Annotated in this window: 23 protein-coding genes and 1 pseudogene; 14 read left to right on the top strand and 10 right to left on the bottom strand. The window is 29.5% G+C overall.

Annotated elements, in window-relative coordinates; all coding sequences use genetic code 11:
- From BGS43_RS01415 to BGS43_RS01380, 8 genes are all read left to right on the top strand, one after another.
- Positions 1-403 (top strand): hypothetical protein (locus tag BGS43_RS01415; RefSeq protein WP_096568535.1); only part of this gene is annotated, 403 nt, incomplete at its 5' end.
- Entirely contained in the window at positions 300-518 is a 219-nt protein-coding gene (locus BGS43_RS01410; protein WP_044600783.1) for a hypothetical protein, read from the top strand. The genes BGS43_RS01415 and BGS43_RS01410, both read left to right, overlap by 104 nt.
- The gene (locus BGS43_RS01405) at positions 511-1,002 is read left to right on the top strand and encodes a hypothetical protein (RefSeq protein WP_096568532.1); all 492 of its coding nucleotides are present in this window, start codon (positions 511-513) and stop codon (positions 1,000-1,002) included. The genes BGS43_RS01410 and BGS43_RS01405 overlap by 8 nt, the downstream gene beginning before the upstream one ends.
- The gene (locus BGS43_RS01400; RefSeq protein ID WP_096568528.1) at positions 1,002-2,732 is read left to right on the top strand and encodes a hypothetical protein; all 1,731 of its coding nucleotides are present in this window, start codon (positions 1,002-1,004) and stop codon (positions 2,730-2,732) included. The genes BGS43_RS01405 and BGS43_RS01400 overlap by 1 nt, the downstream gene beginning before the upstream one ends.
- Positions 2,733-3,271: 539 nt before the next feature.
- Entirely contained in the window at positions 3,272-3,688 is a 417-nt protein-coding gene (locus tag BGS43_RS01395) for a P-loop NTPase fold protein (RefSeq protein WP_096568525.1), read from the top strand.
- A gap of 35 nt (positions 3,689-3,723) precedes the next feature.
- A complete protein-coding gene (locus BGS43_RS01390; protein WP_052785034.1) occupies positions 3,724-4,623 on the top strand; it encodes a P-loop NTPase fold protein in 900 nt (299 codons plus the stop codon).
- Between the two features lie 604 nt (positions 4,624-5,227).
- Positions 5,228-6,103: a tRNA 5-methoxyuridine(34)/uridine 5-oxyacetic acid(34) synthase CmoB gene (cmoB, locus tag BGS43_RS01385; protein ID WP_004288431.1), complete on the top strand. Its 876-nt coding sequence runs from the start codon at positions 5,228-5,230 to the stop codon at positions 6,101-6,103.
- Between the two features lie 76 nt (positions 6,104-6,179).
- Positions 6,180-6,737, top strand: a complete 558-nt coding sequence (locus BGS43_RS01380) for a hypothetical protein (protein ID WP_096568522.1) — start codon at positions 6,180-6,182, stop codon at positions 6,735-6,737.
- Positions 6,738-6,741: 4 nt separating this feature from the next.
- On the opposite strand, the gene BGS43_RS01375 is transcribed toward BGS43_RS01380, so the two are convergent.
- Positions 6,742-6,915 carry a hypothetical protein gene (locus BGS43_RS01375; RefSeq protein WP_002778960.1) on the bottom strand — a complete coding sequence of 58 codons (174 nt, stop codon included), beginning with the start codon at positions 6,913-6,915 and terminating at the stop codon, positions 6,742-6,744.
- A gap of 8 nt (positions 6,916-6,923) precedes the next feature.
- Positions 6,924-7,451, bottom strand: coding sequence for a thermonuclease family protein (locus BGS43_RS01370; RefSeq protein WP_002781916.1), 528 nt, complete (start codon positions 7,449-7,451; stop codon positions 6,924-6,926).
- A gap of 55 nt (positions 7,452-7,506) precedes the next feature.
- Between BGS43_RS01370 and BGS43_RS01365 the strand changes: the two genes are divergently transcribed.
- Positions 7,507-8,775, top strand: coding sequence for a M20/M25/M40 family metallo-hydrolase (locus BGS43_RS01365; RefSeq protein WP_002825420.1), 1,269 nt, complete (start codon positions 7,507-7,509; stop codon positions 8,773-8,775).
- Here the strand turns inward: BGS43_RS01365 and BGS43_RS01360 are convergent.
- Positions 8,758-10,005 carry an MFS transporter gene (locus tag BGS43_RS01360; RefSeq protein ID WP_025398994.1) on the bottom strand — a complete coding sequence of 416 codons (1,248 nt, stop codon included), beginning with the start codon at positions 10,003-10,005 and terminating at the stop codon, positions 8,758-8,760. The two genes, BGS43_RS01365 and BGS43_RS01360, sit on opposite strands and share 18 nt — an antisense overlap.
- A 44-nt stretch (positions 10,006-10,049) precedes the next feature.
- Positions 10,050-10,889, bottom strand: a complete 840-nt coding sequence (locus BGS43_RS01355) for a cysteine ABC transporter substrate-binding protein (protein ID WP_002790666.1) — start codon at positions 10,887-10,889, stop codon at positions 10,050-10,052.
- A 197-nt stretch (positions 10,890-11,086) separates the two neighbouring features.
- On the opposite strand from BGS43_RS01355, the gene BGS43_RS01350 reads away from it, so the two are divergent.
- The 3 genes from BGS43_RS01350 (at position 11,087) to BGS43_RS01340 (ending at position 13,442) form a co-directional block, all read left to right on the top strand.
- Positions 11,087-12,190: a JlpA family lipoprotein adhesin gene (locus BGS43_RS01350; protein WP_002844869.1), complete on the top strand. Its 1,104-nt coding sequence runs from the start codon at positions 11,087-11,089 to the stop codon at positions 12,188-12,190.
- Between the two features lie 109 nt (positions 12,191-12,299).
- Positions 12,300-13,040, top strand: coding sequence for a YaaA family protein (locus tag BGS43_RS01345; protein WP_002837794.1), 741 nt, complete (start codon positions 12,300-12,302; stop codon positions 13,038-13,040).
- Between the two features lie 198 nt (positions 13,041-13,238).
- Positions 13,239-13,442, top strand: coding sequence for a hypothetical protein (locus tag BGS43_RS01340; protein ID WP_052784998.1), 204 nt, complete (start codon positions 13,239-13,241; stop codon positions 13,440-13,442).
- A gap of 2 nt (positions 13,443-13,444) precedes the next feature.
- Here BGS43_RS01340 and BGS43_RS01335 read toward each other — a convergent pair whose 3' ends face one another.
- The 6 genes and pseudogenes from BGS43_RS01335 to hemB form a co-directional block, all read right to left on the bottom strand.
- Positions 13,445-14,185 (bottom strand): DUF5416 family protein, encoded by a 741-nt coding sequence (locus BGS43_RS01335; RefSeq protein ID WP_025398997.1) that lies wholly within the window; start codon positions 14,183-14,185, stop codon positions 13,445-13,447.
- Entirely contained in the window at positions 14,186-15,451 is a 1,266-nt protein-coding gene (locus tag BGS43_RS01330) for a (Fe-S)-binding protein (RefSeq protein ID WP_025398998.1), read from the bottom strand.
- Positions 15,452-15,461: 10 nt separating this feature from the next.
- The gene (gene hemN, locus BGS43_RS01325; protein WP_096568519.1) at positions 15,462-16,817 is read right to left on the bottom strand and encodes an oxygen-independent coproporphyrinogen III oxidase; all 1,356 of its coding nucleotides are present in this window, start codon (positions 16,815-16,817) and stop codon (positions 15,462-15,464) included.
- A pseudogene (locus BGS43_RS01320) lies at positions 16,804-17,295 on the bottom strand (DUF2603 domain-containing protein). Before BGS43_RS01320 ends, hemN begins: the two are co-directional and overlap by 14 nt.
- A gap of 49 nt (positions 17,296-17,344) precedes the next feature.
- Positions 17,345-18,256 (bottom strand): ornithine carbamoyltransferase, encoded by a 912-nt coding sequence (argF, locus tag BGS43_RS01315; protein WP_002825429.1) that lies wholly within the window; start codon positions 18,254-18,256, stop codon positions 17,345-17,347.
- Entirely contained in the window at positions 18,253-19,236 is a 984-nt protein-coding gene (hemB, locus tag BGS43_RS01310) for a porphobilinogen synthase (protein ID WP_096568516.1), read from the bottom strand. The genes argF and hemB overlap by 4 nt, the downstream gene beginning before the upstream one ends.
- 57 nt (positions 19,237-19,293) lie before the next feature.
- Here hemB and ribA point away from each other — a divergent pair, with 57 nt between their 5' ends.
- Positions 19,294-19,854 carry a GTP cyclohydrolase II gene (gene ribA, locus BGS43_RS01305; protein WP_002825431.1) on the top strand — a complete coding sequence of 187 codons (561 nt, stop codon included), beginning with the start codon at positions 19,294-19,296 and terminating at the stop codon, positions 19,852-19,854.
- Positions 19,855-20,421: a 16S rRNA (guanine(527)-N(7))-methyltransferase RsmG gene (gene rsmG, locus BGS43_RS01300; protein WP_002825433.1), complete on the top strand. Its 567-nt coding sequence runs from the start codon at positions 19,855-19,857 to the stop codon at positions 20,419-20,421.
- Positions 20,422-20,427 lie beyond the last annotated feature (6 nt).

Below are 20,427 nucleotides of genomic sequence, written 5' to 3'. Positions count from 1 at the left end.
TGGAAATGCAAAGCTTTATATAGCCTTAGCTTTAATGGCAATCTTAACAGGATATTTTTATCTAAGACTTGATAGCACAAAGGCCAAATTAGAAAAAAGTCAAAGTGATTTAGCTTTGGCTTTAAAAATAAATGAAAATAATCAAGAAAAATTAAAAGAATTAAATCAAATTCATAAAACAGAATTAAAGGCTTTAAATGAAGCAAACAATCAAAAAAATCAAGTACAAGAAAGGGTGCAATATGTTAAAGAATACATTTATAAAAGCAATGAAAATAATCTTACCAAGCTTTTTAACGATGTCGTTGATAGGTTGTGGGACGACAACTGCGCAAGTAGTAACCAAAATAGAAATTCAAAAAGTGAAAATACCACAAGAGCTACTAACACTAAGCCCCATTGAAAAGCCAATAGTAAAAAATGAACTAGATATTTTAAATGCTTATTCTATGCTTTTTTACAAATACAAACAGTGTGAAATTCAGATAAGCAAAATAAAGGAGCTAAATAATGAGTAATACAAATGTTGATTACAACAAAAGACTTGAAGCATTTAAAGAAATTTATCCGCAAATTTTAGAAATGAGTTTAGCGGAAAAATCTCCATTTGGAGAATTTAAAAAGCTTTTAGAACAATTTGGAAACGATAATGTTATAAGAAATGACCAACAATTTCAAAGCTTGGCACAAGCGTTGGTAAGTGTTGGACAAACCATAGTGGCTCAAAGTCAAAATACAGCTTTATCCATGATTTTACAAGGCGATGAAAACGAGCTTAATGCTGAAAAAGCTTTACTTTTAAGAGCTCAAACAGAAACAGAAAAAGCAAAACCTGCATTAATAGCTAGACAAACTTCACAGATAGATGATAATTTAAGAATAGAAGCTGCAAAAGTTACACAAAGTGTTCAATTTGGATATTGCACTGGTGGTCTTGATATACCACAAGAAATTATGAAGCTTGTTAAAGAAAAGATAAAAAATATAGAAAAGTCTTCATAATGCTTATAGATGAAAAAAAGCTTATGAGAAATTATACTCTTAAGCCTGCTTATCCATCAAACATAGGAGAATCGGATACACAAGAAGTATATAAACAATGGTTTACCTATGCTATGATAGGGGTAAATAAATATGTTGAGCTTTTACATAAACAACTTGTAAGAAAAGGTAGAAGTCAAATTCAAAATATAAACCATCCGCTATTTAAAAATTCGTATATAGTGAAAAAATATAACATTAAAAGTTCTAGCACTGCACCTTATAATAAGGAAAACTATAATGATTTAGGACTTAACCAATTTTTCGTAGGGCAAGATCCGTACAAACCTTATAAAGGAGATCCTAGCAGTAAAAATGGAATATATCATGATATTTGCGAAATAAGAACTAATTATAATTTAGGAAGTATGCAGTATTATTATGGTTTTCCAAATAATTTAGCTCTTTTATTTGAAAAAGAAAAAGCTTGGAAATATAATGGAAAAGGATTTTTTTATATTGATGAAAAAATAAATTTCAAAGATATATTAAATAAGGCATTGGAAAATATAAATTATGAAATGCTTATAAACGATATCGAAGTAGTTATTTTTTCTCAAACCATCCAAAAAAATAATGAATGGATATATCCTAGTATTGATGATATTAAAATACCAGAAATTAAAGTAGAAAATGTTGAATTTAAACCAACTTTTGGAAAACCTTATAAAAAATTATGCATTGATGTTGAAAAATTTTATAATGATTTTAAAGAATTAAATAAAAATATATTTAGAATCGAAAAAGTAGAAATAACCTATAATGTATATGAGAAAGCACAAAAAACTAGAGAGAGTGATCCGAGTAAAATATATTATACTTTAACAAGCAAAAAGATATCTTTTTTTGAAGTATTTAACTCAATAAAAGAAAATTATAAATGCAAATATGCAACTCCTTTATGTTTTTATAATGGTTTTAATTTAGTTTGTTATGAAGAGCCTTATGTAGCATTTTCTTCTCTAAATAATGCAAGTTGGGGTAAAAAAGATACAAGTGTTACGCCAAGTATATATCCATTATATAGAAAAAGTTCAAATTTACCTTATGGGCGTAGAGATAGATGGTTTGCATTATGGGATAGTTTTTATTATCTTTATGTATACGAAAAATCAAGCAAAGGAATTTTAAGCTTTTTAGCACCTATTGTCACTATCGTTTTAGCTGTAGCTACTTGGTGGATTGGCGGGCAAGGTGCATGGCTAGGAACATTGATAGGAGTGAATGGGAGTGTAGCTGCGAGTATCACACTAGGAATTAGCTTAGGTTTAGCTGTGGGTTCACTTACTGGAAATAAATTATTTTCAATTCTTAATGCTGTTTGGGGTTTGGTTGATTTTTTAGGTGCTTGGGGTGCCAATAATTGGAATTTAGCTGCAGATTTTACAAAAAATATAGCACAAGCAGCACAAGAAATGACAATTTTTGAATCAACTTTAAATATTGCGGGTAATTTATTAAGCGGAGCTAGTAAGATTTTTGATGTGGTACAAAGCATTACAGCTAATACCCCTGGTATGATAAATGAGCAAAAAGGTAGCGATTTAGACAACAATGAAGGCGGAAATGGGAGCGAAGCTTTTGAATTAGCAAAAGATATGATTAATCCTACAATATGGTATAATTTTGAAACCACAGATATATTAAATGAAAAAATAGAAAAGAAAGAAAAACCTATTTTTATATTCTAAAAAGTTATTGACCTAGCTATTGACTTTGTAAAAATATATAAAATAATTATATGTAAATATAGGCAATATCTCTATATTATTCAAATCTCGCTAACCGCACCATTTATACTTCTTTTAGCTTTTTTCAATTTTTTTTACTTCTTTTTAATTATCTATAAAATAGGCTTTTCGTAGATATATAAAGCCTAAATTAAAGTTTTTTCCATTAAAATCCATTTTGAAACTTTTTTCCTAACTTTTCTCCTAACTTTTTATTTTTTATTCCAAAAAGTTAGGAAAAATCGATACAAAGAACCTATTTTAAATTATGAGTGATATGTTTCAAAAAACATCCAACTATCTCTAGATGATTTTAGTAAAACCCTAAACAATAGGTCTTAAAAAATTATAGATAGCTTTTTATCTTTCCTTATTTAAAGCAAAAAACCAAAAATATTTTTTTACCCTCTCAAGAGTGATTAGAATACCTTTGGTTCTTTTTATCATAAAACATAGTTAAAAATTATATATAATCTCAAAAACCAAAAGGAGCTTATTTTATGGAAAATAATCAAAACAAACAAGAAAAATTAGAAAGCGTTAATATAGACAAACCTATAGAGAAAAAAGAGGAGGATTTGTTCAGTAGAAATTCAGTAGCAGAACAACTAAATACAATTATTAAAAATTATAAAGAAAAAGATAGTATTACTTTTGGAATTATAAGTGATTGGGGTAGTGGAAGGACCTCTTTCGTTAATATGACTTTGGAGGATTTTAAAGATGATGAGAATTTCATTATAGTGAAATTTAATCCTTGGAATATCTCTACTAGAAAAAAACTTATCAGCGATTTTTTTACAACGCTTGCCAAAGAAATTCGTAAAGCTTCATTTCCAAAATTTAAAATTAAAAATTTAAAAAAATATATTCTCATGCAAAATTTAAATTTTTATCTGAAGTACCTAATAAACTAGAAGATTTATCATTGTTATTTAAAATGTCATCTTATATGATTGCAGATCCAGTTGCTTCAGTGGCAATGTCTCGAGCTTCAAGTATTATTAATAATTTTAACAAACTATTAAGTGTAGAGAAAAAGGGTTTAGATGAAATCAAAAATGAAATTAACACCGCTTTATTAAATATAGACATAAAAATAATCATAGTCATTGATGATCTTGATAGATTGGCCGATACAGATATACAAGAAATTTTTCAACTTGTAAGATCTATAGCTGATTTTAAAAATACCATATATATTCTTTCTTATGATGAAGAGATTGTTTCTAAAGCTTTAGATAAAATTCAAAAAGATAAAGGTGGTAAATATATAGAAAAAATAGTTCAAGTTCCTATTAAATTGCCTAAAGTTAGTCAAGAAAACTTAAAAGATATATTTATAAAAAAACTAAAAACAATTCATATAAAACATGAAGCATTGGATAAAGATGAGTTTATTAAAAAAATAAAAGAAAATAATTTTGCAGATGCTTTTAAAAGTATTAGAGATATGGAGAGGTTTTTAAATACTTTTAAAATTGAAGTCAATGCTATAAATCAAGAATTATATTTATATGATTTTGCTGTGATCACATTATTAAAAATATTTGAACCTAGACTTTATGATTATATATATGACAATAGAATGTTATTTATTGAACAATATAATCCTTATGATCTTATAAATAATGAAATAAAAATCCCTGAAAACATTAAAGAAGAAATAAAAAAATTTACTAAATCAAATAAGGATTCTGCTTTTAATCTAATTAAGTCTATTTTTCCAAAAATAAATAACCAACCGCGAGATTATAACCAGCTAATTCAAAACAATGCTGACAACCAAAAGAAAAGAATAACTTACTCTTCATCTTTTAAATATTATTTTTTATTAAATTTTCCTAAATAAATATTTTTAAAATAAAAAATTTTATAAAGTAGCTTTACAAATCGAAGTCTCATTTTTTGACTTTGATTTGTAGTACAAATTTTATATCCATATTTTACCTTTCAAATTAAAAGCTTTTCACTACTTTTTATATTTAAATTTCTTAAAATTAAAATCAAAGGATTTAACATGCAAATGCAAGAAATAATTGAAAAGTTAAAAAGCTATAGGCAAAGAATTAGGTATCAATCCTGATACTTTTAACCTCATGAATTACCTATCTATAAATTCTACTTAAGTAAAAGTAGAGATAAATAACTCGATCGATTATTTTAAAATTTATCACTTGCTGCGAAAAGAGTATAGAATTTATTATAAAGATAAATCTATCTACACAATAGTAAAACCAAGTTTAAATTACGAAAAATAAAATTTATCAATTATAAGCAACCAAACTATGCTTTTTAACTAGTTGTAAATTTTTATAAAATATTTCATCACATAAAAAATCTATTCTTCAATGATTTTACTGATAAAAACATATTATATGTATAATTTTACATATTTTAACCTATAATCAAATTGTTTTTGTTATTATTCTAAAATTAGATTATCAAGGAAAAATATGCAAGAAAATCCACTTGAAAAACAATTTTTAAATCATCCCCTATTTTCTAAAATTCAGAATTTGAAAGAAGTTGAACTGGATTCTAAGCTTTATTTAGAAGATAGTGTTACCCTAAAAACAAACTCTCAAGCAAAAAAAGAAATTTTAGAACTCACAAAAGAATTAAAACCATGGAGAAAAGGTCCTTTTAAAATAGATGAACTTTTTATCGATACGGAATGGCAAAGCTTTATTAAATTCAATATCTTAAAACCTTTTATGAGTGAAATTTCTCAAAAATGTGTTGCTGATATTGGTTGCAATAATGGTTATTATATGTTTAAAATGCTTGAATTTAATCCAAAAAAACTTATAGGCTTTGATCCTTCAATCAAATATCGCTTACAATTTGAACTCATAAATACTCTTGCTAAAACTCCTATAAAATATGAGCTTTTAGGCGTAGAAGATTTGCCAAAATATGAGTTGAAATTTGATGTGATTTTCTGTCTTGGAGTGATTTATCACAGAAGCGATCCCGTAAAAATGCTAAAAGATTTAAAGGCGGGATTAAATAAAAATGGAACTGTATTTTTAGATACCATGTATATAGAAGATCCAAGAGAAATTGCCCTAGTTCCTAATAAAACCTATTCTAAAATCCCTAATATTTATTTTGTTCCTAGCATTAGTGCTTTAAAAAATTGGTGTGAAAGAGCAGGATTTAAAGATTTTGAAGTCCTAGCTACAAAAACAACAGATGAAAATGAACAAAGAAAAACAGAATGGATTGATTCTTTTTCTTTGGAAAATTTTTTAGATCCAAACGATAAAAACCTCACTATTGAGGGTTATGAGGCACCTAAAAGAGTCTATGTTCGCATAAAGGTATAAATTTTTTATTTACTAAGCCGATATAGCATCAAGAAATGTTTTGAAGTAGATAATATAGAACACCAAAGGCGCAAAAATGGCAAAAAAAGATACTTTTGAAGAATATGCATCCGCTGAGGATATCTCTCGTGTAAGAGCTGAACTTTTAACTTGTCCAGAACTCAACACCTCCTTAGCAGGAACTATTATCGAGCTTGATAAAAATTTTGCAAAGTCGATACTCATCACTACAAGCGATATGGTTGTAGATGAACAAGGGTTAGTTTTTGATGCTTTTATTTTTGCTGCTGCAAACTATGTCGCACAAGCTTCAATCAATAAAGAATTCTCTGTTGTTATCGGTTCAAAATGTTTCTTTTATGCTCCACTTAAATTAGGCGATGTTTTAGAACTTGAAGCTCATGCTTTGTTTGATGAAACTTCTAAAAAGCGAGATGTAAAAGTTGTAGGACATGTAAAAGAGATTAAAATGTTTGAAGCAACCATACAAGTTGTTAGTACAGATGAGCATATATTTAAACTCAAACGACCTCCTCTTAATACAGCCAAAGCAGCAGAAAATCCTGATTCCCCAACAAGCACAGTAAATCCTGAAGCGATAGGATCAGCATTATCAGCATCTTTACGCAAATAAATCATCAAGGAGTCATTTTAATATCTACCCAATTTTTAGGGCAGTCCTTATGATAAGTTCCACTTGCATCATAATATTCATGGCAATCATCATAAAACCGATTTGAAATGCCTCTTTCATTTACAAAACATCCTGATATTCCAAAAAGCAAAGCTAGCATTAAAATATATTTTTTCATTACCTGCCTTAAAATCTATTTTGTTTGCGCCATTTATAAGGCTCTATTGGATTATCATCTTTCCAAAGACCCAGTTTATTTTTTTGAGCTTTTTCTTGCTCTTTAATATAAGCATTGGTGTAATATGTATCCGCCCAAGCATATCCTTGACTCACTAAAAACTGATTAATATCCACATCTTTAAGCTTTACAATAGCAACAATTCTACCATAATTATCTTTGTTTTTAGAAAAAATATAAACTTCCTTATCTTTTAAAATTTTCTCAAGTGCTGCTTTTGATTGTTTGCCAAAATTTTGCTTTAACTCAGGCGCATCTATGCCAAAAAATCGTATTTTACTGGTTTTATTGTTGGTACTAATTTCTATGGTATCACCATCAATCACCCTAATCACTTGAGCTTTAAAACTAGGATTTTGTACTATATAATTTTGTACAAAAGCGATCATTAAAGCAAAAATCAAAAATGCTAAAAGTTTCTTAGGATCGCTTGCAATTTTTCTTAAATTGAATAATTTTTTATAATTTATTCTCATTATTTCCTTAAATTTTTAAAAATATGCCATAATTTTAACAAAAAAAGGAGATGGAATGCAAAATGTTATAGAAAATTTTAAAAATTTGTGCAAGATTCCACATTGTAGCTATCAAACAGAACAAATGAAAGAATTTTTAAGCTCCTATGCTAAAGATAAAGGCTTTAAAGTAAGCATAGATAAAGCAGGAAATATTCACGCTATTAGAGGAAATCCTAAAATTTGCCTCCAAAGTCATTATGATATGGTTTGCATGGGAGAAGCTCCAAAAGTAGAAGTATATGAAGAAAATGGCTTTTTAAGAGCTAAAAATTCAAGTCTTGGAGCGGATAATGGCATAGGAATAGCCATTATGATGAGTGCTATGGCTGAATTTGAAAATCTAGAATGCCTTTTTACAAATGATGAGGAAGTCGGACTCATGGGAGTAAATTCACTCGAGCACACTTTAGCTTCCAAAATGCTTTTAAATTTAGACCATGAAAGCGATGATGAGATCATGATAGGTTGTGCAGGTGGAGTAGATATAGAAGCTGAGCTAAGCTTTAGCACTCTTAAAGCAAGAGGTAAAATTTATGAACTTCAAGCACAAAATTTTAAAGGGGGGCATTCAGGGATCAATATCGTGCGCAATGAAAAAAGTTCTATCAAGGAAATGGCTCAATTTATCAAAGAAAATAAAGGAAAAATCATCTCTTTTGAGGGTGGAGAAAGGATAAATTCTATCCCTAAGCACGCTAAAGCTTTGGTGCATTTTGAAAATGAAGTAAAAGGCAATGGGTGGATAAAATGCGAATTTAAAGAAGAAGGTGAATTTGAAATTTGCGATCAAAATGAAAAGCTTTTAAATACCATCAATGCTTTCGCACATGGAGTTAGAGCTTATGATGAACATTTAGGCATAGTGCAAACTAGTATCAACCTAGCCACTTTAAAAATGGAAAATCAACAAATCAAATTTACACTTTTTGCAAGATCTAATATATTAGATGGTTTAAAACAGATAGAATTTGAAACCATGGAATTTTTTAAAGCTTTTGGCTATAAAGTAAGAAGTTTTAATTTTTATCCCCCTTGGGAAGGCAAAGCTAATGCACTGAGTGATAAGGTATTAAAAGCTCTTAAAAAAGTCTCACCCAAAGCTAGAGTTTCGGCTATCCATGCAGGATTAGAATGCGGAATCATAGAAAAAAAACAAGAACTTTTATGTGCTTCTATAGGGCCAAATATCCACAATCCCCACTCAACCGATGAGCACTGCGAAATCACTTCTGTAGAAAAAATATCTAGAGTTGTTTTTGAAGTTTTAAAAGACAACGCTTAGTTCTTTTGCCTCGCTCCTTGCAAAAATACGCTTAAGTAAAAATACGCTAAACAAGGAGCAGCATCCTACCACCATAAGATAGACACCCATATATTCTTTATAAAAAGCATTGACTATAAAAGGAGTTAGAAAACCTAAAAGCGCATAAGAAATATTATAAGCAAAGCTAAGTCCACTGAATTTAAGTTCACTTTTGAAAATTTGAGTCATAAAAACAGGAGCAAAAGTGATAATTCCTTGAGCAAAACAAGCAAGTAAAAAATAAAATAAGAAATTTGCATCATAAAAACTAAAAAGCATGCCAAAAAACATAAAAGTTATGCTAAAAATAGAACAAATTCTATAACTTCCCCACTTGCTAGCCAAAATTCCTTGAATCAATGCCCCTAAAATAACAGCCAAAATAGCGAAATTTTGTATCCATAAAGCCGAGGTTTTATTTATAGACAATAACTCTTCAAGATATTTTGGAAGTATCATCAAAGTCGCTACACCGCTGGTTAAAATAACGGTCATTAAAAAGCATACTAACATGCTTGTTTTATAAGTTTTAAGTGCGTCCTTTAAAGGAAAATTTAAAAGTCTATTTTCTTTTTTTATTCTTTCAAATTCAGGAGTTTCACTGAGTTTTGTTCTTAAAAATAAGGCAAAAAATCCAAAAAATCCTCCTACAATAAAAGGAATTCTCCAAGCATACTCTTCAACCTCTTGCGCGCTAAAATAAGATCTTATCCCTAAAGTGGCAAGATTTCCAAGCAATAAACCTATAGTCAAAGTTGCTGAAATAAAACCTAAAGCTAAAGGAACTTGACGCCCTTTAACAAATTCACTTACATATACCCAAGCTCCACTTACTTCTGTCCCTACAGCTAAGCCTTGTAAAATGCGAATTAAAAATAAAATCAATGTAGCAAGTATACCTATACTCTCATAGCTTGGCAAAAACGCCAAAGCAAAACTAGGCAAAACCATAAAAAGCATAGATATGTAAAAAATATTTTTACGCCCGTATCTATCGCCAAAATGCGCCATAACAATAGATCCAAAAGGACGCGCCAAATAAGCAGCACCAAAAGCTATATAAGCATTTATTTGCATCCAAAAAGTATCATTTTGAGGAAAGAAAACCTTGGCAAAAATATCCAAAAAAAAGGCAAAGAGCACAAAATCATAAAATTCTAAAATTCCGCCCAAAGAAGCATAAATTATATTTTTGTATTTTTTTTGCATATTTTATCCTGATAAATTAAAAAAGGGCAAAAGCCCTTTTTTTGTTAAATTTTACCGCCTTCAATAACTACATCATCAGCTTTTACATCATCTCCAAAATGACTTTTTAAAGTTTCATCATAAGCTTTATGGAAGAATTGTTCTTCTCCTAATTTTGTGATTAGATTATCAATAAATTCTTTAAGCTCTTTATCACCTTTTTTAACAGCAGGAGCAATTACATCTTTATTGCCCAATTCTTTAATGGCCATTTTAAATTCAGGATGTTCTTTTACCCACGCAAAAAGCAAAGTATTGTCATGACTTAAAGCATCCCCTCTTTGATCTATTAAAGCGGCAAAAGTTTCGGTATTTTGATCGTATTTTAATGTTTTAATATCAGGATATTCTTTTGTAAAATACGCATCAGCGGTAGTTCCTTTGTTTAAAAGTAAAGTTTTATCTTTTAAATCTTCTATGCTACTGATATTGCTATCTTGAGGCACAGCCACACCTAAAGCTACCTTCATATAAGGTAAGCAAAAATCCACTTGTTCTGCTCTTTCAGGTGTTTGAGTAAAATTAGCTAAAATAATATCAACTTTATTTGATTTTAAAAATTCCACCCTATTTGCAGCTTCAACTAATACAAACTGCACCTTATTTTCATCTCCTAAGAGTTCTTTTGCTATACGTTTCGCCAAGACTATATCATAACCTTGATTTACGCCTTTTTCATCTACATAACCAAAAGGCGGTTTATCTCCAAAAACTCCTATTCTTACTACTCCATCTTGCTTGATTCTTTCAAGAGAATTTGAAGCACCAGAATCTGAATTTCCTCCACAAGCAGCCAAAAATACTGCAACAAAGGTTGTAAAAATACTTAAGAGCATTTTTTTCATACTTTTCCTTTCTTGGTATAAACCCTAATTTATTTTGCAAAAAATGCAAAAGCATTATACTTTAAAAAAAAGCATATTTCAATTTTTTAAGATAAAATTATTTCTTCTTGTGTAAAAAAGTAATATCAATATCAAAGCATAAAAATTTAAGTATAAGATTGTTATAATTTATAAAACTATATTAAGGAGAAGATTTTATGAAAAAAAGTATTGCTCTAACCCTAGGTGCTATATTTTTCTTTTCAGCGTGCAGCAACTCGCTTGATAAAACAACAGTTGCAAAATATGAGGAGCGTCTTAACACTCAAATAAATGAAACCCTTAAGGATTTTCAACAAGATATGGGTGTAAGAATAGAAATTTCTAATTTTTCTTGTAAAGGCGATGGAATGTTTCTTAGATGTTCAAGCCCTAATTTTAATGTTTTTGCAAAAGACAATACCCAAACAGAGCAAAAACTCATCGAAGCAAAAAATTTAGAAATTTACTCTAATGAAATTTACACAGGAGAGGAGCGAGGCTTAATCTCTTTAAAAGATTATTACGATAATCTATTGAGTAAAAATAAAAATTTAAAAACAAGTTTTACCTTAGAAGGATTTAAACTTGGAGAAAAAGTGATCAGCGATATCAATGCAAGCTTATCTCAAAGCGATCCAAAGATTCAAGATTATCTCGCTAAACTTAGTTCGGGTGTCTTTACACTTTCATTTGAAAATTCACTTTTTGTAAAAAATAGCGATTATAATAACAATTTTAACATGAAAATAAACAATCAAGACTTAAATTTCGATATGAATTTAAATTTTGACTACAAACAAAGCTTGCTTGATTTCTTCGAAAAAGCAGGAATTAAATACAATACACAAACCTATGCAATAGATGAAAAAGCCGTAGAAGAACTTCTAGATCAGCAAGGATTTGCTCAACCTATACAAGAAAGCGTTATCTTAAATAATTTTAAAATTAACTCTTCTTTAGATACCCAGGGTGTTTTTGAAAATTATATAACAATCGCTAAAGGTGGCCTAGAAGCTCTTAAAATTCAAAGTCAAAATGAAGAACAAACCTTGCTTATAGATAAAGCTTTGTTGGCTCTAAATGAAATCACAAAAGATGAAGTCTATAAACTTGATTTAGAAGCTAAATTTAAACCTATTGCATTAAGTGATTATCCTAAAGAAGGTATTAACGCAGTAGAAAAGCTAACTGTTAACAATCAAGACTTTACAGAAACACTTAGAATACTTTTTGGCTTTATGATGATACCTATAATGCTTGGAGGTGCAACAGGCTTTTAAGTAATATGGAGAGAAATCTCCATATACTCTTTTACCTTTTTTAAGCCTAGTTTTATATATTTTTCGATACTTTTTAGTCTTTAATTTTAAAGATTTAAAAAGGACAAAATTGAAAATTTTATTCTCTCCTAGCGAAAGCAAAAACGATACTTGCAAAGAAAAACCTATAGATAAAAGCTCTTTTATATTTGAAAATTTATTTGATTTTAGAATGCAAGCTGTAAAAAAATATGAAGAATATATCAATAACGCTGATTTGAAAGCCTTACAAGAACTTTTTGGTATAAAAAATGAAAATGAAATTTCTAATTTTCAAAGAGATTTAAAAAATTCTCCTACCCAACAAGCTATAACGCTTTATAGCGGGGTAAGTTATGAGTATTTAAATTTTGATATTTTAGATAAAGAAAGTCAAAAATACATCCTTGAAAACACTCTTATTTTTTCAAATCTTTTCGGGGTAGTTAAAGCAAGCGATCATTTGCCTTTTTATAAATTCAAACAAGGCGCGAAAATAAATAATTTTGCTATAGAAAAATTTTACAAAGAACATTTTAGTAAAGCTTTAAATGAATATTTAAAAAATGAAGAACTGCTTGATTTAAGAGCGGGTTTTTATGATAAATTTTACACCCCAAAGCGCAAATTTAGTACTTATAAATTTATAAAAAAGGGTAAGGTAGTTAGCCATTTTGCTAAAGCTTATAGGGGGATTTTACTTGCTCTTTGCGCAAGGATTAAAGCTAAAAACAATGCTGAGATTTTAAATCATCTTCCATCTAATTTAAGTCTTAAAGAAATTCAAAACAAGGGTTTAAAAGAAGAAATTGTGCTTGAAATTTTAGATTAATTTCCAAACACAATTTATCTCTCGCCCTACCCTCTTATTTAATAATCAATTTTAAAAATATTGTTTCAATATAGATATAGTTTTAAAAAATATTTGTTTTATTTTGTTTAATTTTATGAAATTAAAAATTAATACCTAAAATCATCTCTTTTTAAGAAAATTATTTATAGTATTATAGGTGAGAATAAAGGAGAACAAGTGCAGTATTTTTTTGTATTTTTATTTATTATATTTTTATTTATTGTATTTATGCTCATCATGCGCTATGAGAAAAAACTTGAGCTTTTAAATCAAAGCATACAAAATATAAAAGAAGAAGTGAATGAACTTAAAAACACTACTCAAAACAATCGCTCTTTGATTGAAAAAAATCGCTCTGATATTGAAAGTATCAACAAATAATTTCAAGTAAAAAAAGCCTTAAGCTCATAAACTAACTTGTGATTTAGCGTTAAAACAAATGTTTTCTCGCAAGCTAGCTCTTTTTTGTTTTTATAAACAAAACTTTTTAAAAAATCAAGAAGTAAAAGGCTTGGCATTTTTCCTTGTAAAATTATATACATGGTGTTTTGAGAAATTCCATACTTATAACTTGCTCCGCTAGGAAAGGCATCAAGATCAAAATTCACACTGTCATTACTAGCATCATAATCTAAAATTTCAATCTTTACAAAACTAGCATCTAAATCTTCAATTTTCAATGATTCAAAAATATTCAATTTTTGATTTTTTTCTACCTTCACACTTTCTTTTTGTTCACAATTATCGGATGCAAAAATAAAGCAATCCTTGTTAAAGATTCTTGAAAAAGTATTAAAAGGAGTAAATCTTGTATTATTTTTAGGAGCTTCATCAATCTTTATTTCTAAAGGTGGATTGCGTGGCTCTTCATCTTGTTTTATTTGACTTGTTGTAAAAATTTCCTCTACTATGATGGTATTTTCTTCATTTTCATCATACAAGCATTTTAAAATTTCATCAAATTCAAAGCTATGATCACTAAATTCCAAAAGCCTTACACTATCAGTTATAAAGTCGATCTTATCTCTATTGGGAATTTTATCCTTAACTATAAATGCCCTATTGTAAAAATATGATTTTTCTATCTCATATTCATCACTTTTGCCTTGAAAAGTTATTTTCATCTATAAGGCTTTCGCTATAAGTTCCAAAGGACTTGCAAAAATTGCTTTACTAGAATTTTGCTCCAAAGCATTTGAAATTTGCATTCTACATGCCGAACATTCGGCACTAACTACACAAGCTTTACTTTCATCAATCATACTTGCTTTTTTAAGTCCTACGCTCAAAGCCCTATCATAATAATCCGTTTGCATACTTACCCCACCAAAACCACAACATGCATTAGGATTACTCATTTCAACGAAATGATAATTTGCTTTTAAAAGCTCTCTAGGCTCTTTAAAAACCCCTTGCATCTTTCTCGCATGACAAGGATCATGATAAGTAATGCTATAATTAAGCTTTTTCTTACTTTCTAAAAGCTCTTTTAAATTTGTAAATTTATAAAAATACTCACTAGCCATATAGATGCGAGAGGAAATCTTTTGAGCTCTTTTGGCCCACTCTGGATCATTTTGCATATTAAAAAAATGTTCTAAATCTATTTTCAACATTGCCGAGCAAGTTGCCTCAGGAATGATAATAGCATCAAGCTTTTCTAATTTTTTTTCAAAATATTCTATATTTTTCTTAGCCAAAATTTCAACACTTTTAAAATCACCTGTAAAAAATTGCGGCGCACCACAACAAACTTGTTCTTTCATTAAATCCACATTGATTTTTACTTCTTTGGCAATTTTAAGTACGGCATTAGCTGTGTCTATGTAAAAATAATTTGCCAAACAACCCACAAAAAAACCTACAGTTTTTTCTCCTCCATTGTCGATAAAATCAGGATTTGAATTTAAAAAACTTTTTTTATTAAAACTCGTAAGCAATCTTCCTTTTTTAACAAAAGGCATGGAAAATTTAGCCTTCATACCTGCATTTTCATTCTCATTTTGAATTTTAAAAGCACAGCTTTGAAACACATAGCCTAATTTCGCGACCAAATCTAAAATTTTACGCCTTCTTAAGAAAAAAAAGATAATTTTTTTATACCATGCTATACCAAATTTTTTAGCTATATCATAGCGCACTTCTTCGATGGCATTATCTACTCTTAATTTACTCGGACAAACCTCGACGCAATTTGTACACAAAAAACAGGATTCAAAAATCTTTCTAGCCTCTTTATCTAGCTCTAATTTTTCTTCCTTATAAGCTGCCAAAAGATCTAAAAAACCCCTAGGGCTTGTAGTTTCATCGCGATTTACTTCATGAATAGTACAAACCGGAATACATTTTCCACATTTAACGCAAGCATCACTTATTTGACTAAAATTCATCACCACCCCATCAAACCGTTTTAGAAAAGACTTTTTTATCTTCACTTATATTTTTTATATAAGCATCAAAACACATAGCTATATTTCGTATCAACAAAACGCCTGTTTCATTTACTAAAATAAAATTTTCACTCAAATCAATAAATTCTTTATATTCTTCCAAAGCTTTTAAATCTTCTTTAAAATACTCTTTAAAATTGATTTTAAATTCTTTCTCTATGGCTTTAATATCTAGTCTAAAATTTGCCATCAAATCCATAATCACAGCTTTTCTAAGCTCATCATCATAGCTTAGCTTAATCCCTCTTTCAAAAGGCAATCTTCCCTCGCTAATCGCAGTTTCATAGCTTGGCATATCTTTAAAATTTTGTACATAGTGGCTTTGTCCTTCTCCTATACTAGTAAGTCCTATGCCGATCAAATCTGCGCCGCCCTTAGTAGTATAACCTTGGAAATTCCTATGTAAAGTCCCATTTTCCAAAGCTTTAAAAAGCTCGTCTTTTTCTTTGGCAAAATGATCCATACCTATCATTTTATAACCATTTTGAGTCAAAAATTTCTCACAAAATTCCAAAATTTCAAGCTTAACATCAGGGCTTGGCAAAGTATTTTCATCAAATTTTCTCATATTTTTCTTAAGCCAAGGTACATGAGCGTAATTAAAAATAGCCAAACGATCCGGATTTAAAAGCATAGCTTTTTCTAAAGTTTTAGCAAAACTTTGTAAGCTTTGAAAAGGCAGACCGTAGATCAAATCCATATTGACAGATTTTATCCCCCTATCTCTTACCAATTTTAAAGCATTTTGCGTCAGCTCAAAGGGTTGAATTCTATGAATTTCTTTTTGCACTCTTTCATCAAAATCTTGCACGCCAAAACTGATGCGATTAAAACCATTTTTGGTTAAAACATCAACTTGCTCTTCATTTAAAAAACGCGGATCAATTTCACAGCTAATTTCAGCATCTTTGGTAAAATTTCCAAAAACAGATTTAATTTTTAAAATCAAACTTTCTAGCTGTTTAGCACTAAAAAAAGTAGGCGTCCCACCACCAAAGTGCATTTGCACCACTTCTCTTTTAGTATCTATAAGGGTGCTTAAAATATCAAGTTCTTGAAAAAGATATTTTAAATACCTCTCCTTACTTTCTTCTTTGGCGGTATAAATAACATTACAGCCACAAAAATAACAAGCACTTCTGCAAAAAGGCAAATGAAAATAAAGCGATAAAGCTTTGTTTTGCTTTTTTAAAATTTCTACATATTCTTCATATTTGAAATTTGTGTTAAATTCCACTGCAGTAGGATAAGAAGTATAACGCGGTCCTGCCTTAGAATATTTCACAAAAGCCTTATAATCTCTCATTATTTTTTACCCTTTCTACCATAGCTTGCATATCTACAAATAAATTTGGATGTTCTTTTTTAATATCTGCAAGCAATTTTTCAAGATCGATACTGATCTCCATAACACCCTCTTACGCCTTGCGTTTTATCTCATCCATTGCCACTATCCACACATCACTAAAATCAATAGGAATTTGCTGATAAATCGCTTTTTCAAGGCGAAGTTCAAAATTCTCTTTTTGAGTTTGTTTTAAATTTTCTAAAATATTTTTAAGACTATTTAAAGAAATAAGTGTATGAATTTGATCATTTTCATCCATTATAAACCAAGGTTCAGGAGAATCAAAACTACCATTTTTAAGTATCAAGCATTTTTCGTTTTCATTCTCACTTTGCTTCATTTCAAATATAGCTCTATCCTCTTTTTTCATGCCTAAATTTTGGCTAAATTCATCAATGCGTTTTAAGCAATTGCTATATTTTTCAAGTTCTTTCACTAAAAACTCCTTATCCTATCTTCTCTAACTTATGAAATTATATAAAATCTTATTTTTCCTTATCTAAAAAGCAAAGCAAGGCTTTTACCACATAAAGGCGATTTTTTGCTTCTTCAAAAATCACTTTTGAATGCTTTTCAAAGCTCTCTTCGCTTACTTCATAACCCCTATAAGCAGGTAAGCAGTGCAATAAAATCGCATCTTGATTTGCCGCATTCATAGCCTCTTCATCAATAACAAAGCCGTCAAAATCTTTTATTTTCTTTTCTTTTTCACTCTCTTCACCCATAGAAACCCAAGTATCGGTAATGACTACATCTTTACCTTTTATGGCCTCAAATTTATCATGAGTCAAAAAGATTTTTGCTCCTGAAATTTTTGCTTTTTCTTTGGCAAATTCTAAAATTTCACTATTGATTTCATAATTTTTTGGCAATGCAACACTAAAATCAAATCCCAAAATCGCAGCTGTAATAAGCCAAGAATTGCACATATTATTGCTATCGCCCACAAAGGCTACCTTAGCTATATCATTTTTCATTTTGTCACATTCTTTTATAGTGAGTAAATCCCCTAAAACTTGCGTTGGATGATAAAGCTCGCTTAGAGCATTGATAACTGGTGCTTTAGAATATTTTGCAAATTCTACTAAACTTTCATGCTTGTTTACCCTCATCATTACAAAATCAACCATCGCCCCAATCACTCTAGCTGTGTCTTTTATAGGCTCACCTCGGCTTAATTGCAAATCATTACTGCTTAAAAATAAAGCCTTTCCACCAAGCTCTGTTATGGCTAATTCAAATGCCATTCTTGTTCTTGTGGAGTTTTTTTCAAAAATCATTGCTAAAGTTTTATCTTGCAAAAGCTTTTTAGGATTTTTTTTAAGCTCGCTTGCATGCTCTACAAGGCTTAAAATTTCATATTTAGAAAAGTCTCTTAGTGTTAAAAAATGTCTCATTTTTCTCCTTTTAGCATTTTAGCTAATTCTTTAGCGTGATAAGTGATAATTAGCTTTGCACCCGCTCTTTTAAAAGCTATCATTGTCTCATATAAAACTTTTTCATAATCAATCACTCCTGCACGACCCGCTGCTTTTAGCATGGCATACTCTCCGCTTACATTATAAACACACAAAGGCAAGTTAGAATGAAGGGATATTTCTTTAACCACATCAAGATAAGCAAGAGCAGGTTTTACCATTAAAATATCAGCTCCTTGTGCTTCATCCTCCAAGCTTTCTTCTAAAGCTTCTTTACCATTAGCAAAATCCATTTGATAGCTTTTTCTATCTCCATAACTTGGAGCTGACTCTGCTACATCTCGAAATGGCCCATAATAACTTGATGCAAATTTAGTAGAATACGCCATTATAGGTAAATTTTCAAAACCTTCCTTATCTAAAGCTTTGCGCAAATTAGTGATAACACCATCCATCATTCCACTAGGTGCTATCATATCTACCCCTGCTCTTGCATGAACTAAGGCTTGCTTGGCTGAAATTTCTAAAGTTGCATCATTATCTACGCTTTTTGTTTTTGGATCGATAATCCCACAATGCCCGTGATCTGTGTATTCGCAAAAACAAAGATCACTGATTATAAAAAGATCTGGAAAATTTTTCTTAATCTCTCTTATACTTCTTGCAACAAGCCCTTCATCATCTAAAGCATCGCTTCCACAACTGTCTTTTTTCTCATTTTCTAAAACACCAAAAAGTATAATGGCTTTAATGCCTAAATTAACTACATTTTGACACTCTTTTAAAATTTCATCTAAACTCATTTGAAACACATCAGGCATAGAAGAAATTTCTTTTTTTATCCCCGTTCCATTAACCACAAAAAGCGGATAAATCAAGTCATTTACACTTAAAGAATTTTCCCTTACCATAGATCTTAAGTTTTCATTAAGCCTTAATCTTCTAAATCTTTTTAACATTTTTTTATCCTTTTTTTGCTAAAATCTTAACATAAATTTGATTATAGAGAGTAGTAAATGGAAATAAAAATTTCAGAAATTGCGAATTTACCTAGCAAATGGGGAAATTTCCAAATGCAAAGTTTCAAAGAAAACGATAAAGAACATTTGTGCATATTTAAAAACACTCCAAAAGATACACTCAATCTAAGAATTCATTCAGAGTGCTTAACAGGAGATGCTTTAGGAAGTTTAAAATGCGACTGCGGAGAACAGCTTGAATTTTCGCTAAAATATATAGAAAAGAATGGCGGAATGGTGATTTATCTTAGACAAGAAGGAAGGGGTATAGGGCTTTTTAACAAGGTGAATGCTTATGCTTTACAAGATAAAGGTTTTGATACGATTAAAGCCAATCATCAGCTTGGCTTTAAAGCCGATGAGAGAACTTATGAAATTGTAGAATTTATACTCAAACACTATGGAATTTCTAAGGTCAATTTACTCACAAATAACCCTAAAAAATTAGATTCTATCAAAGAAAAAATCATCACACGCATACCGATTTTAATAGAACCTAATCGTTTTAATGCAGAGTATTTAAACATAAAACAAATTCAAATGGGACATCTTAAATAAATGATTTTTAAAGATTATGATTTTTTACAAAACTATGATTTAAAAAACTTTGAAGAAAAAATAAAAATTTATAAAGAGTTATTATCTAAATTTAACCGCATTCACAATCTTACTCATTTAAAAAATATAGATGAAAATATCTTTGATAGTATTAAAATTTTAGATTTTTGTGATTTTTCTAAAGCAAAAAATATCGCCGATATAGGAAGTGGCGCAGGATTTCCAGCTGTATTTTTAGCCTTGTTATTACAAAGTAATTTTCATCTTTTCGAACCTAATCCCAAAAAAGCTGCTTTTTTGCGGACACTAAAAATAGAGTGTGAACTCTCAAATTTACATATTTACAAAGAAAAAGTTCAAGAATGCCAAAATACCTTTAAAGCCGATATCATCACCTCAAGAGCCTTAATGGATGTCAAGCCTTTGCTTGAAATTTGCAAAAATCTAAAAGATGAAAATACGGTTTTTATTTTATGGAAAGGCAGTGAAGTTTATCAAGAACTTGAAAATATAAAAGATTATGAAATTTTTGAAAATAATTTAAGAAAATATTGTATTTTAAAGTAGCCTTAA

The organism is Campylobacter sp. 110 (assembly GCF_002383965.1).
Classification (GTDB): Bacteria; Campylobacterota; Campylobacteria; order Campylobacterales; family Campylobacteraceae; genus Campylobacter_D; species Campylobacter_D coli.
The sequence above is the reverse complement of the archived record's forward strand: the minus strand, read 5'-3'. Positions and strand labels throughout refer to the sequence as shown.

What these genes read in the sequence shown, in the direction of transcription:
- BGS43_RS01410 (WP_044600783.1), top strand. Translation starts at nt 300, where the DNA reads ATGTCGTTGATAGGTTGTGGGACGACAACTGCGCAAGTAGTAACCAAA.
- BGS43_RS01405 (WP_096568532.1), top strand. Translation starts at nt 511, where the DNA reads ATGAGTAATACAAATGTTGATTACAACAAAAGACTTGAAGCATTTAAA.
- BGS43_RS01400 (WP_096568528.1), top strand. Translation starts at nt 1,002, where the DNA reads ATGCTTATAGATGAAAAAAAGCTTATGAGAAATTATACTCTTAAGCCT.
- BGS43_RS01395 (WP_096568525.1), top strand. Translation starts at nt 3,272, where the DNA reads ATGGAAAATAATCAAAACAAACAAGAAAAATTAGAAAGCGTTAATATA.
- BGS43_RS01390 (WP_052785034.1), top strand. Translation starts at nt 3,724, where the DNA reads ATGATTGCAGATCCAGTTGCTTCAGTGGCAATGTCTCGAGCTTCAAGT.
- cmoB (WP_004288431.1), top strand. Translation starts at nt 5,228, where the DNA reads ATGCAAGAAAATCCACTTGAAAAACAATTTTTAAATCATCCCCTATTT.
- BGS43_RS01380 (WP_096568522.1), top strand. Translation starts at nt 6,180, where the DNA reads ATGGCAAAAAAAGATACTTTTGAAGAATATGCATCCGCTGAGGATATC.
- BGS43_RS01375 (WP_002778960.1), bottom strand. Translation starts at nt 6,915, where the DNA reads ATGAAAAAATATATTTTAATGCTAGCTTTGCTTTTTGGAATATCAGGA.
- BGS43_RS01370 (WP_002781916.1), bottom strand. Translation starts at nt 7,451, where the DNA reads ATGAGAATAAATTATAAAAAATTATTCAATTTAAGAAAAATTGCAAGC.
- BGS43_RS01365 (WP_002825420.1), top strand. Translation starts at nt 7,507, where the DNA reads ATGCAAAATGTTATAGAAAATTTTAAAAATTTGTGCAAGATTCCACAT.
- BGS43_RS01360 (WP_025398994.1), bottom strand. Translation starts at nt 10,005, where the DNA reads ATGCAAAAAAAATACAAAAATATAATTTATGCTTCTTTGGGCGGAATT.
- BGS43_RS01355 (WP_002790666.1), bottom strand. Translation starts at nt 10,889, where the DNA reads ATGAAAAAAATGCTCTTAAGTATTTTTACAACCTTTGTTGCAGTATTT.
- BGS43_RS01350 (WP_002844869.1), top strand. Translation starts at nt 11,087, where the DNA reads ATGAAAAAAAGTATTGCTCTAACCCTAGGTGCTATATTTTTCTTTTCA.
- BGS43_RS01335 (WP_025398997.1), bottom strand. Translation starts at nt 14,185, where the DNA reads ATGAAAATAACTTTTCAAGGCAAAAGTGATGAATATGAGATAGAAAAA.
- BGS43_RS01330 (WP_025398998.1), bottom strand. Translation starts at nt 15,451, where the DNA reads ATGAATTTTAGTCAAATAAGTGATGCTTGCGTTAAATGTGGAAAATGT.
- hemN (WP_096568519.1), bottom strand. Translation starts at nt 16,817, where the DNA reads ATGAGAGATTATAAGGCTTTTGTGAAATATTCTAAGGCAGGACCGCGT.
- argF (WP_002825429.1), bottom strand. Translation starts at nt 18,256, where the DNA reads ATGAGACATTTTTTAACACTAAGAGACTTTTCTAAATATGAAATTTTA.
- hemB (WP_096568516.1), bottom strand. Translation starts at nt 19,236, where the DNA reads ATGTTAAAAAGATTTAGAAGATTAAGGCTTAATGAAAACTTAAGATCT.
- ribA (WP_002825431.1), top strand. Translation starts at nt 19,294, where the DNA reads ATGGAAATAAAAATTTCAGAAATTGCGAATTTACCTAGCAAATGGGGA.
- rsmG (WP_002825433.1), top strand. Translation starts at nt 19,855, where the DNA reads ATGATTTTTAAAGATTATGATTTTTTACAAAACTATGATTTAAAAAAC.